Origin of the sequence: Intestinibaculum porci, from assembly GCF_003925875.1 — a bacterium.
GTDB classification, from domain to species: Bacteria; Bacillota_I; Bacilli_A; order Erysipelotrichales; family Coprobacillaceae; genus Intestinibaculum; species Intestinibaculum porci.
This window is the reverse complement of record NZ_AP019309.1, coordinates 3123751-3136816: the sequence shown is the minus strand read 5'-3', so window position 1 is coordinate 3136816 and position 13066 is coordinate 3123751. Positions and strand designations below refer to the sequence as shown.

The 13066-nt window shown below is 47.3% G+C and carries 5 protein-coding genes and 5 rRNA genes; all 10 read left to right on the top strand.

Translation table 11 applies throughout. The features are described from left to right. The first annotated feature begins 30 nt into the window (after positions 1-30). Positions 31-2917: ribosomal RNA gene (locus SG0102_RS14965) — 23S ribosomal RNA — on the top strand. A gap of 39 nt (positions 2918-2956) precedes the next feature. Further along, positions 2957-3065: ribosomal RNA gene (gene rrf / locus SG0102_RS14960) — 5S ribosomal RNA — on the top strand. 140 nt (positions 3066-3205) lie between these two features. Continuing rightward, a complete protein-coding gene (locus SG0102_RS14955) occupies positions 3206-3547 on the top strand; it encodes a MoaF-related domain-containing protein (protein ID WP_125120680.1) in 342 nt (113 codons plus the stop codon). 11 nt (positions 3548-3558) lie between these two features. Continuing rightward, positions 3559-3990 carry an Rrf2 family transcriptional regulator gene (locus SG0102_RS14950; protein WP_197715052.1) on the top strand — a complete coding sequence of 144 codons (432 nt, stop codon included), beginning with the start codon at positions 3559-3561 and terminating at the stop codon, positions 3988-3990. Positions 3991-4518: 528 nt separating this feature from the next. Continuing rightward, positions 4519-6044 (top strand): 16S ribosomal RNA (locus tag SG0102_RS14945). Positions 6045-6308: 264 nt separating this feature from the next. Next, positions 6309-9195: ribosomal RNA gene (locus SG0102_RS14940) — 23S ribosomal RNA — on the top strand. 39 nt (positions 9196-9234) lie between these two features. Further along, positions 9235-9343 (top strand): 5S ribosomal RNA (gene rrf, locus SG0102_RS14935). The 16S, 23S and 5S rRNA genes sit together here, the layout of an rRNA operon. 901 nt (positions 9344-10244) lie before the next feature. Next, positions 10245-10607, top strand: a complete 363-nt coding sequence (locus tag SG0102_RS14930; protein WP_125118090.1) for a hypothetical protein — start codon at positions 10245-10247, stop codon at positions 10605-10607. A gap of 14 nt (positions 10608-10621) precedes the next feature. Beyond that, the gene (locus tag SG0102_RS14925) at positions 10622-12202 is read left to right on the top strand and encodes an IS66 family transposase (RefSeq protein ID WP_125118206.1); all 1581 of its coding nucleotides are present in this window, start codon (positions 10622-10624) and stop codon (positions 12200-12202) included. A 490-nt stretch (positions 12203-12692) separates the two neighbouring features. Continuing rightward, the gene (locus SG0102_RS14920) at positions 12693-13055 is read left to right on the top strand and encodes a hypothetical protein (RefSeq protein WP_125118090.1); all 363 of its coding nucleotides are present in this window, start codon (positions 12693-12695) and stop codon (positions 13053-13055) included. Positions 13056-13066 lie beyond the last annotated feature (11 nt).

The window sequence follows — 13066 nt, the reverse complement described above, 5'->3', positions numbered from 1 at the left end:
TAAACTCAAGCTTATTCATATCAACTTTCAGGTCAAGAAAGAAAGGGCGTATGGCGGAAGCCTGGGCACACAGAGGCGAAGAAGGACGGAGCAAACACCGAAATGCATCGGGAAGCCGTAAGCAGGCGATGATCCGGTGATGTCCGAATGGGGAAACCCGCATGAGCAAGACTCATGCATCCTTCAGCGAATACATAGCTGGAGAGAGGCGAGACGCAGGGAACTGAAACATCTAAGTACCTGCAGGAAAAGAAATCAAACGAGATTCCGTAAGTAGCGGCGAGCGAAAGCGGAGGAGCCCAAACCATCGAAAGATGGGGTAGTAGGACCCGCACAAAGCGAAGGCCTTGGCAGCCGAATGTCATGGGAAGGACATCCATAGAGGGTGAGAGACCCGTAGGCGAAACCGAGGTTTAGCGAGCGGAGATCCTGAGTACGGCGGGACACGAGAAATCCTGTCGGAAGCATCGGGGACCATCCCGAAAGGCTAAAGACTCCTGTGTGACCGATAGCGAACCAGTACCGTGAGGGAAAGGTGAAAAGAACCCCGGGAGGGGAGTGAAAGAGAACCAGAAACCATATGCCTACAAGAAGTCAGAGCCCGTCAAAGGGTGATGGCGTGCCTTTTGTAGAATGAGCCGGCGAGTTGCTTTTCCAGGCGAGGCTAAGCAGGATATGCGGAGCCGAAGCGAAAGCGAGTCTTAATAGGGCGAGAGTCTGGAGGAGCAGACCCGAAACCGGGTGATCTAGCCATGGACAGGTTGAAGTCGGGGTGAGACCCGATGGAGGACCGAACCGACCCCCGTTGAAACGTTGGCGGATGATCTGTGGCTAGGGGTGAAATTCCAAACGAACCCGGAGATAGCTGGTTCTCCCCGAAATAGCTTTAGGGCTAGCGTCGCGAGACGGCATGCGAAGGTAGAGCACTGAATATGCGATGGCCTCATCCCGAGGTACTGAGCATAATCAAACTCCGAATGTCGCACGTCCAGTCGCGGCAGTCAGTCTGCGGGTGATAAGGTCCGCGGACAAGAGGGAAACAGCCCAGACCATCAGCTAAGGTCCCAAAGTGCATGCCAAGTGGAAAAGGAAGTGGGGACGTGGAGACAACTAGGAGGTTGGCTCAGAAGCAGCCATCCTTCAAAGAGTGCGTAACAGCTCACTAGTCGAATGACCCTGCGCCGATAATTTACCGGGGCTAAGCATGACACCGAAGCTATGGATATGAAAATATGGTAGGGGAGCGTTCCATCCGGCGGAGAAGCGGGACCGAAAGGGCCCGAGGAGCGGATGGAAGAGAGAATGCCGGCGTGAGTAGCGAGATGCGGGTGAGAATCCCGCACACCGATGGCCCAAGGTCTCCAGAGGAAGGTTCGTCCGCTCTGGGAGAGTCGGGACCTAAGGAGAGGCCGAAAGGCGTATCCGATGGAAGACAGGCGGAGATTCCTGTACCCTTCAGGGAGCGATGGAGTGACGGAGAAGGCTAGCGCAACCGGCGGACGGAAGAGCCGGGGCAAGCGAGGTAGCCGTGATGCAGTGAAATGCGCATCACAGAAGGCGAAGGCGTGACGCATACGGAAAGCTGCGGCAAGTACGGAAAAGCGTGAAGCAGACTTCCAGGAAAAGCTTCTAGCACAAATTTCTGAAGGCCCGTACCGAAAATGGACACACATGGGCAGGGAGAGAATCCCAAGGTGAGCGAGAGAACTGCAGCTAAGGAACTCTGCAAAATGACCCCGTAACTTAGGGAGAAGGGGTGCTCTTCGGAGCCGCAGAAAAATGGCCCAAGCGACTGTTTACCAAAAACACAGCTCTCTGCGAAGGCGCAAGCCGAAGTATAGGGGGTGACGCCTGCCCGGTGCTGGAAGGTCAAGAGGAGTGGTCAGCGAAAGCGAAGCCATGATACGAAGCCCCAGTAAACGGCGGCCGTAACTATAACGGTCCTAAGGTAGCGAAATTCCTTGTCAGGTAAGTTCTGACCCGCACGAAAGGCGTAACGATTTGGGCGCTGTCTCGGCTGCAGACTCGGTGAAGTCTTAGTACCTGTGAAGATGCAGGTTGCCCGCGACTAGACGGAAAGACCCCATGGAGCTTCACTGCAGGCCGACATTGGGCCTGGGTGCATGACGTACAGGATAGGTGGGAGGCTGCGAGACGGGTTCGCCAGGATCCGAGGAGCCGCTGTTGGGATACCACCCCTCGTGCACTTAGGTTCTAACCGGGACGCGTAAGCCGCGTACGGGACAGTGTCAGCCGGGCAGTTTGACTGGGGCGGTCGCCTCCCAAAGAGTAACGGAGGCGCCCAAAGATACCCTCAGCGTGGATGGAAACCACGCATCGAGCGCAAAGGCATAAGGGTGTCTGACTGCGAGACATACAGGTCGAGCAGGGACGAAAGTCGGGCTTAGTGATCCGGCGGTACCGCATGGAAGGGCCGTCGCTCAACGGATAAAAGCTACCCTGGGGATAACAGGCTGATCTCCCCCAAGAGTTCACATCGACGGGGAGGTTTGGCACCTCGATGTCGGCTCATCGCATCCTGGAGCTGAAGTCGGTTCCAAGGGTTGGGCTGTTCGCCCATTAAAGCGGTACGCGAGCTGGGTTCAGAACGTCGTGAGACAGTTCGGTCCCTATCTGTCGTGGGCGCAGGAGGTCTGAGGAGAGCTGCCCTCAGTACGAGAGGACCGGGGTGGACGGACCGATGGTGGACCAGTTGTCACGCCAGTGGCACAGCTGGGTAGCCAAGTCCGGAAGGGATAAGCGCTGAAGGCATCTAAGCGTGAAGCCCCCTCCAAGATGAGACCTCCCGTTGCTTAGCAAGTAAGGCCCCTTAAAGACGATAAGGTTGATAGACCGGGAGTGAAAGCATGGCGACATGTTCAGCGGACCGGCACTAATAGGCCGAGGACTTGACCAGAGAAGAGATTGTGTGCGGTTTTCAGGGGAGATCCTGAGATCCGGTAGCGATGGCGTGATGGAGACACCCGTACCCATGCCGAACACGGAAGTTAAGCATCACAGCGTCGACGATAGTCAGCAATGGCGACAATAGAACGCTGCCGGTCGATAGCACCTCAGATGAGGTGCTTTTGTTTTATAGGGAGAGCGATCTCCTTTTTTTATTAGATGAGTTGTAGTTGTTGACACTACAATAGTAGTTTGATATAGTTGTAGCGGAGATAACAACAACGAAAGGATAACAAATATGAAAATTGCAGAAAAGTTAAAGAACAAAAAATTAGATGTACAGTATGAAACAGGGGCCCATTATCAGATGACTTATTTATCTGATCAGGAACTGAAATGGGAAGCTCTTGGTGAACTTGCAGAAGGAGAAGCACCAGAAGGTATTGAACCTTATTACGCTTATGAGATTGAAGAAGATGTTTATAATATCAACTGGATTGAAGGTGATGGTATGACAGCATCGCAAATCGTTGATTTTAAGACGAATAAGGTTTACGCTTTCCTGACATGGGCCGATGAAACTATCCGCGGCGGTCGTGGTCATATTTTACAGCAGGGTACTTTTAAAGTTGTAGAATAAGAAGGTCCATTATGTTTTCAAGTAAATTATCTACCGCAGTTCATATTCTTCTCTATATTGAAGAGTATGAGCAGGAAGAAAAAATAACTTCAGAAGTATTGGCGGATACAACCGGTGTCAATGCGGTCAACATTCGAAAGATACTTGGTAAATTAAAAAAAGCACAGCTCGTTTCAGTTAAACCGGGAGTTGGCGGCAGTTACTTAGCCAAAAAGCCAGATGAGATTACTTTAAAAATGATATTTCAGGCGGTTGAAGAATCAGATCATACGCTTTTTAAGATGCATGAACATCCTAATGTCAATTGTCCGGTGGGAAGATCTATTAAAGACGTATTTGATAGGCGTTTAGAAAAGATTCAGGTGGATATGTTAAGTGATATGGAAGCTGTTAAGCTTTCTGATCTTTACCAGGATATGAAGAAAAAACTTGCGAAAGAATAACAGATGTAAGCAGTCAGTGTTTGATCCTGACTGCTTTTTAAAGTGATAGGCTTTGCTGTCTTATTACTACTTTAATCTGTTTTTACAATCCCATATGCATTGAATGTGCATGACATATTATAGTAAATATGTTTAAAAGAAGGTTTTACGTATTTTAATCCTTCACTAAAGAAATGAAATGCGTAGTTTGATAATACATATAATCATTCACCAGTAATGGATAATAATATAAGTTCCCATTTACATCCATATCAGCGATAAGCTGAGATATTTTTTAAGCTGAATTATGTCGCTATTATCATAGTAATTCAGTATATCTAAAATAATGGATCAATTTATTTAAAAAATGTCTTGCAATTGTCCTGAAACTGGGGTAATATAAGCGAGCACTCCGGAAAGGAGCGCAATGCAGAACATTGAAAACTGAAAAGAAACACGTCAAAGAACTCATTTTTGAGCGGTGAACAAAACACCGAAAACAAATAGTCAGAAGTAATTTAATGAGCTTATTCAAAGCTCCATTCATAAACAATGGAGAGTTTGATCCTGGCTCAGGATGAACGCTGGCGGCGTGCCTAATACATGCAAGTCGAACGGAGCACCTTGGTGCTCAGTGGCGAACGGGTGAGGAGAACATAGGTAACCTGCCCCTCCGAGGGGGACAACAGCTGGAAACGGCTGCTAAGACCGCATAGACGCATTCAGGGCATCCTGGATGCGCTAAATGACCGTATGGTCAGCGGGGGGATGGACCTATGCAGTATTAGCTAGTTGGCGGGGCAACGGCCCACCAAGGCGACGATACTTAGCCGGCCTGAGAGGGCGGACGGCCACACTGGGACTGAGACACGGCCCAGACTCCTACGGGAGGCAGCAGTAGGGAATTTTCGGCAATGGGGGAAACCCTGACCGAGCAACGCCGCGTGAACGAAGAAGGCCTTCGGGTCGTAAAGTTCTGTTGTACGGGAAGAACGTCGGATGGAGGAAATGCCATGCGAGTGACGGTACCGAACATAGAAAGCCACGGCTAACTACGTGCCAGCAGCCGCGGTAATACGTAGGTGGCGAGCGTTATCCGGAATCATTGGGCGTAAAGAGGGAGCAGGCGGTGATACAGGTCTGGAGGTGAAAGCCCGAAGCTAAACTTCGGGAAGCCCCGGAAACCGGATCACTGGAGTGCGGAAGAGGATCGTGGAATTCCATGTGTAGCGGTGAAATGCGTAGATATATGGAGGAACACCAGTGGCGAAGGCGACGGTCTGGTCCGCAACTGACGCTCAGTCCCGAAAGCGTGGGGAGCAAATAGGATTAGATACCCTAGTAGTCCACGCCGTAAACGATCGATACTAAGTGTCGGGAGTCAGATCCCGGTGCTGCAGTCAACGCAATAAGTATCGCGCCTGAGTAGTACGTTCGCAAGAATGAAACTCAAAGGAATTGACGGGGGCCCGCACAAGCGGTGGAGCATGTGGTTTAATTCGAAGCAACGCGAAGAACCTTACCAGGTCTTGACATCGATCTAAAAGGGAGAGAGATCTCCTCATAGCTATAGAGAAGACAGGTGGTGCATGGTTGTCGTCAGCTCGTGTCGTGAGATGTTGGGTTAAGTCCCGCAACGAGCGCAACCCCTGTCGCCAGTTGCCAGCATTGAGTTGGGGACTCTGGCGAGACTGCCTCTGCAAGGAGGAGGAAGGCGGGGATGACGTCAAATCATCATGCCCCTTATGACCTGGGCCACACACGTGCTACAATGGACGGAGCAGAGGGAAGCGAGACCGCGAGGTTGAGCAGAGCCCAGAAACCCGTTCTCAGTTCGGACTGCAGTCTGCAACTCGACTGCACGAAGCTGGAATCGCTAGTAATCGCGGATCAGCATGCCGCGGTGAATACGTTCTCGGGCCTTGTACACACCGCCCGTCACACCATGAGAGTCAGCAACACCCGAAGCCGGTGGCTCAACCGCAAGGAGAGAGCTGTCTAAGGTGGGGCCGATGATTGGGGTGAAGTCGTAACAAGGTATCCCTACGGGAACGTGGGGATGGATCACCTCCTTTCTAGGGAGAAAAGAGTGTTTCTTTTCGGTTTTCTCTGCTTTGCAGAGAAGGAAGACCCTTGAAAACCGCATACAATCAAAAGCAAAGAGAAGACTTATTAATTAAGATTAGTAAGACTTCCTGCAAACACTATATAAGGATAAGATCAGAGAAACATCAAAGGTCTAGAATCTGGTATAGTGGGCAAAAGCTAAGATAAACAAGAGAAACAGTTAGATCAAGAATAACAGTCAGTAAACTCAAGCTTATTCATATCAACTTTCAGGTCAAGAAAGAAAGGGCGTATGGCGGAAGCCTGGGCACACAGAGGCGAAGAAGGACGGAGCAAACACCGAAATGCATCGGGGAGCCGTAAGCAGGCGATGATCCGGTGATGTCCGAATGGGGAAACCCGCATGAGCAAGACTCATGCATCCTTCAGCGAATACATAGCTGGAGAGAGGCGAGACGCAGGGAACTGAAACATCTAAGTACCTGCAGGAAAAGAAATCAAACGAGATTCCGTAAGTAGCGGCGAGCGAAAGCGGAGGAGCCCAAACCATCATATGATGGGGTAGAAGGACCCGCACAAAGCGAAGGCCTCGGCAGCCGAATGTCATGGGAAGGACATCCAGAGAGGGTGAGAGACCCGTAGGCGAAACCGAGGTTTAGCGAGCGGAGATCCTGAGTACGGCGGGACACGAGAAATCCTGTCGGAAGCATCGGGGACCATCCCGAAAGGCTAAAGACTCCTGTGTGACCGATAGCGAACCAGTACCGTGAGGGAAAGGTGAAAAGAACCCCGGGAGGGGAGTGAAAGAGAACCAGAAACCATATGCCTACAAGAAGTCAGAGCCCGTCAAAGGGTGATGGCGTGCCTTTTGTAGAATGAGCCGGCGAGTTGCTTTTCCAGGCGAGGCTAAGCAGGATATGCGGAGCCGAAGCGAAAGCGAGTCTTAATAGGGCGAGAGTCTGGAGGAGCAGACCCGAAACCGGGTGATCTAGCCATGGACAGGTTGAAGTCGGGGTGAGACCCGATGGAGGACCGAACCGACCCCCGTTGAAACGTTGGCGGATGATCTGTGGCTAGGGGTGAAATTCCAAACGAACCCGGAGATAGCTGGTTCTCCCCGAAATAGCTTTAGGGCTAGCGTCGCGAGACGGCATGCGAAGGTAGAGCACTGAATATGCGATGGCCTCATCCCGAGGTACTGAGCATAATCAAACTCCGAATGTCGCACGTCCAGTCGCGGCAGTCAGTCTGCGGGTGATAAGGTCCGCGGACAAGAGGGAAACAGCCCAGACCATCAGCTAAGGTCCCAAAGTGCATGCCAAGTGGAAAAGGAAGTGGGGACGTGGAGACAACTAGGAGGTTGGCTCAGAAGCAGCCATCCTTCAAAGAGTGCGTAACAGCTCACTAGTCGAATGACCCTGCGCCGATAATTTACCGGGGCTAAGCATGACACCGAAGCTATGGATATGAAAATATGGTAGGGGAGCGTTCCATCCGGCGGAGAAGCGGGACCGAAAGGGCCCGAGGAGCGGATGGAAGAGAGAATGCCGGCGTGAGTAGCGAGATGCGGGTGAGAATCCCGCACACCGATGGCCCAAGGTCTCCAGAGGAAGGTTCGTCCGCTCTGGGAGAGTCGGGACCTAAGGAGAGGCCGAAAGGCGTATCCGATGGAAGACAGGCGGAGATTCCTGTACCCTTCAGGGAGCGATGGAGTGACGGAGAAGGCTAGCGCAACCGGCGGACGGAAGAGCCGGGGCAAGCGAGGTAGCCGTGATGCAGTGAAATGCGCATCACATAAGGCGAAGGCGTGACGCATACGGAAAGCTGCGGCAAGTACGGAAAAGCGTGAAGCAGACTTCCAGGAAAAGCTTCTAGCACAAATTTCTGAAGGCCCGTACCGAAAATGGACACACATGGGCAGGGAGAGAATCCCAAGGTGAGCGAGAGAACTGCAGCTAAGGAACTCTGCAAAATGACCCCGTAACTTAGGGAGAAGGGGTGCTCTTCGGAGCCGCAGAAAAATGGCCCAAGCGACTGTTTACCAAAAACACAGCTCTCTGCGAAGGCGCAAGCCGAAGTATAGGGGGTGACGCCTGCCCGGTGCTGGAAGGTCAAGAGGAGTGGTCAGCGAAAGCGAAGCCATGATACGAAGCCCCAGTAAACGGCGGCCGTAACTATAACGGTCCTAAGGTAGCGAAATTCCTTGTCAGGTAAGTTCTGACCCGCACGAAAGGCGTAACGATTTGGGCGCTGTCTCGGCTGCAGACTCGGTGAAGTCTTAGTACCTGTGAAGATGCAGGTTGCCCGCGACTAGACGGAAAGACCCCATGGAGCTTCACTGCAGGCCGACATTGGGCCTGGGTGCATGACGTACAGGATAGGTGGGAGGCTGTGAGACGGGTTCGCCAGGATCCGAGGAGCCGCTGTTGGGATACCACCCCTCGTGCACTTAGGTTCTAACCGGGACGCGTAAGCCGCGTACGGGACAGTGTCAGCCGGGCAGTTTGACTGGGGCGGTCGCCTCCCAAAGAGTAACGGAGGCGCCCAAAGATACCCTCAGCGTGGATGGAAACCACGCATCGAGCGCAAAGGCATAAGGGTGTCTGACTGCGAGACAAACAGGTCGAGCAGGGACGAAAGTCGGGCTTAGTGATCCGGCGGTACCGCATGGAAGGGCCGTCGCTCAACGGATAAAAGCTACCCTGGGGATAACAGGCTGATCTCCCCCAAGAGTTCACATCGACGGGGAGGTTTGGCACCTCGATGTCGGCTCATCGCATCCTGGAGCTGAAGTCGGTTCCAAGGGTTGGGCTGTTCGCCCATTAAAGCGGTACGCGAGCTGGGTTCAGAACGTCGTGAGACAGTTCGGTCCCTATCTGTCGTGGGCGCAGGAGGTCTGAGGAGAGCTGCCCTCAGTACGAGAGGACCGGGGTGGACGGACCGATGGTGGACCAGTTGTCACGCCAGTGGCACAGCTGGGTAGCCAAGTCCGGAAGGGATAAGCGCTGAAGGCATCTAAGCGTGAAGCCCCCTCCAAGATGAGACCTCCCGTTGCTTAGCAAGTAAGGCCCCTTAAAGACGATAAGGTTGATAGACCGGGAGTGAAAGCATGGCGACATGTTCAGCGGACCGGCACTAATAGGCCGAGGACTTGACCAGAGAAGAGATTGTGTGCGGTTTTCAGGGGAGATCCTGAGATCCGGTAGCGATGGCGTGATGGAGACACCCGTACCCATGCCGAACACGGAAGTTAAGCATCACAGCGTCGACGATAGTCAGCAATGGCGACAATAGAACGCTGCCGGTCGATAGCACCTCAGATGAGGTGCTTTTGTTTTGCGTGAGATTTATACCTCACGCTTTTTTAATTGCGCCCATGAAATGTGAACATCATTTCTGATAATCAGATTTATCCACCAAGGCAGTGACTAACGTTTTCATCTAACAAATGTTTAAAACAATAAGAAAAAGCGATCCAGTTGGACCGCAATGAGATTTTATAAGTCTTCTAATGGGGTTGGTTTATAAAAAATAGAAACCCTGAGTGAAATCACTGCCAGAATTTTTTACAAACTGGCACTGCGCTAGCAGAATTTCTAATGAGCTCTTTGAAGGAAAAGGAACCATCACATAAATGCATATTTAAACTTTTATACTTGAAAACAGGCGTGGTGTGTATTACTGTCATATTGTCTTGTTGGACAGATGATGAGAAGCTTTTCCAGGGCGTTAACTCATCATCTTTTTTTGTTCTTACCTCCAAATCGCATTTAGTTTAACACTTTAATATCATGAAATTTTATCACATTTTAAAATAACTGAATAACTAAATTCATAAAAAACATAAGGATTAATAAGTGAATGATAGAATTCACGTTAGAAATATCTAACTGGAATTTCGGAAATCAATTGACGAGATACAAAAAAGTGTTACTATTCACAGTGTTGAAAGATTAAAAATTGAATAATGTCTTTATTTAGGGGTATATCCATATATGGGATACCCTTTTATTATAACTTTTAAAGTGATTTATAGTCATGTATTAACAATTCAAGTGTCTTATTCCTGACAACAAAAAAAGTATTCTCTTTTTCTTGATAATTTCGGCAAACATAGTCTCTAATAAATTTAAATTATATGTAAATTACTATTTATTTTAAGCTAGTTATATGATATACTGTATATAGTAACAAGGAGGTGAGAAAAGATGGCAATTGTTTATGTGACAAACAAGAAAACAGGCAAGAAATATGCTTATGAATCTGTTTCAGTTTGGAATCCTGAGCTCAAACAGCCTAGAGCAAAACGCAAATACCTTGGCGTTGTAGACGAGGAAACTGGAGAAATTATTCCTTCAAGCAAAAAGCGAGGGAGAAAGCCTAATCCTGATAAAAATACAGCTGAAAATGAAGAAAAAGCAAGCGGCAGAAGAACCTATAAAAAGATGGTTGAGGATATGCAAAAAATTATTGCAAGCAGAGATGATGAGATCAAACAGCTTAAGGCGGCTAATAGAAAGCTTACCAGCAAGATCAATAGAATTGAATCAATTCTTAATAATGATGATTAACAAGGAGTAAATCAATGGATTCTTTAGGAACACTATCAGTAAAATATGATAAAGCATGCAAAAAGATTGGTGACCTTAAAACAAGACTTTACGATTGTAATGAAGAACTGAAATCCAAAAAACAGAAGCTTGAATACAGGGATAACAAAATTGCAAAATTAAAGCAGCTTTGTCTTGAAAAAGATGAAATGATTAGAAATCTTAATAATGAAATTAGCAGACTGAAAGACAAGATTGAATATCTTAATGCCATAAGCAATCATGACTCAACTACTGTTGGTATTCCTACTGCGTCTACTCCTATAGGAAAAGCAAAATATAACTCAAGCATCAATTCCAGAGAGCCTACTGACAGAAAAATCGGAGGTCAGCCAGGACATTCTAAAAGTGAACTCAGTATTCCTGATGATATTGACGAAGAAATTGAATATGTGGCAGATGATGCAACTGAGTGTCCGAAATGTGGTTCTCATGAACTTGTTTTCACCGGCAAAACTAAAGCTGTATATGAGAAAACTATTAGCATCAAGCCTATAAACCTCAAAAAGGTTTTCTATCAATACAAATGCGGAAGCTGCGGGACTACATTTTTTCTTGGCCTGAAGCCTAATGAAAGATCAACCTGTCACTATGGGACGGCAGTACAGGCCGTTGGCTTATCGCTAATGAATACCTGCAATGTTCCTATTAACAAGGTTAAAACCTTTTTTGAGGGGATCACAAACGGAGAAATAAGTCCGTCAGAAGGCTACCTTGCAAAACTTCCTATGATTGCATCAAAAAAGTTATCTGAGTTCCGTATAGTTTTAAAGAATCTAATGCTCCAAAGAACTCTCGTATATTGGGATGACACTGTTATCAATATTAATACAAAGAAAGGCTGCCTGCGCTTTTACGGAGATGAAACACTCTCATATTATACGGCTCATGAGAAGAAAGATCTTGAAGGGATTGAAGAAGACAAAGTCCTAACACTACTCACTGAAGAGCAAAAAACGATGCATGATCACAATAAAGTGAACTATAACGCGAAATTCAAGTTTGGCAACCTTGAATGCAATCAGCACCTTCAGCGTGACCTCAAAAAAATCGCTATTGATACAAAACATGATGAGCTTTTGGAACTGAAAGATCTTATTTCCGATACCATCCACAAACGCAAAGAAGCCATAAACAAGGGAGAGACTCGCTTTAGTGATGAATTTATTGAAGACTTTAACAAAAAAGTTAATGATATTCTCAACCGAGCAGAAAAGAGAAACAAAAAAGATTATGATGCATACTTTGGAAGATCCGAGAAGACGCTAATTAAGCGTATACGTGATTATTATGATAATTACTTTGCTTGGGTAAGTGATTTCACTCTTCCGACAACCAATAACCTGAGCGAACGCGGACTTAGAGTCGTAAAAAGCCATATGCGATCATCAGGACAGTTCCAAAATATTCAAAACGCTCAGTATTACGCAGATGCCAAAACGTATATAGAAACCTGCAGGAAAAACGGAATAAATGAGATCTATGCAATGATTCGACTTTATGAAGGTGATCCAATAACGGTAAAAGAAATATTCTCAGGGGAAGCTCTCTCCTGAGAATCGACAAACCGTTATAATGGTGGAATAAGGTATCATAGCCATTACCTGAAATCAGATTTAACATCCTGCTTCATTTCGCTATGTATACATTTTATATACCTCTTTACTACAATTAAAACAAGGCCGTATCACGGGCACCGTTCCGTGCTCTTTTTAGGTACAACTTTATATATCAACTATATCTAACCGTGAATAGTAACAAAAAGTAGTTACTATTCACAGTGCTGAAAGATTAAAAATTGAATAATGTCTTTATTTAGGGGTATATCCATATATGGGATACCCTTTTATTATAACTTTTAAAGTGATTTATAGTCATGTATTAACAATTCAAGTGTCTTATTCCTGACAACCAAAAAAGTATTCTCTTTTTCTTGATAATTTCAGCAAACATAGTCTCTAATAAATTTAAATTATATGTAAATTACTATTTATTTTAAGCTAGTTATATGATATACTGTATATAGTAACAAGGGGGTGAGAAAAGATGGCAATTGTTTATGTGACAAACAAGAAAACTGGCAAGAAATATGCTTATGAATCTGTTTCAGTTTGGAATCCTGAGCTCAAACAGCCTAGAGCAAAACGCAAATACCTTGGCGTTGTAGACGAGGAAACTGGAGAAATTATTCCTTCAAGCAAAAAGCGAGGGAGAAAGCCTAATCCTGATAAAAATACAGCTGAAAATGAAGAAAAAGCAAGCGGCAGAAGAACCTATAAAAAGATGGTTGAGGATATGCAAAAAATTATTGCAAGCAGAGATGATGAGATCAAACAGCTTAAGGCGGCTAATAGAAAGCTTACCAGCAAGATCAATAGAATTGAATCAATTCTTAATAATGATGATTAACAAGGAGTAAA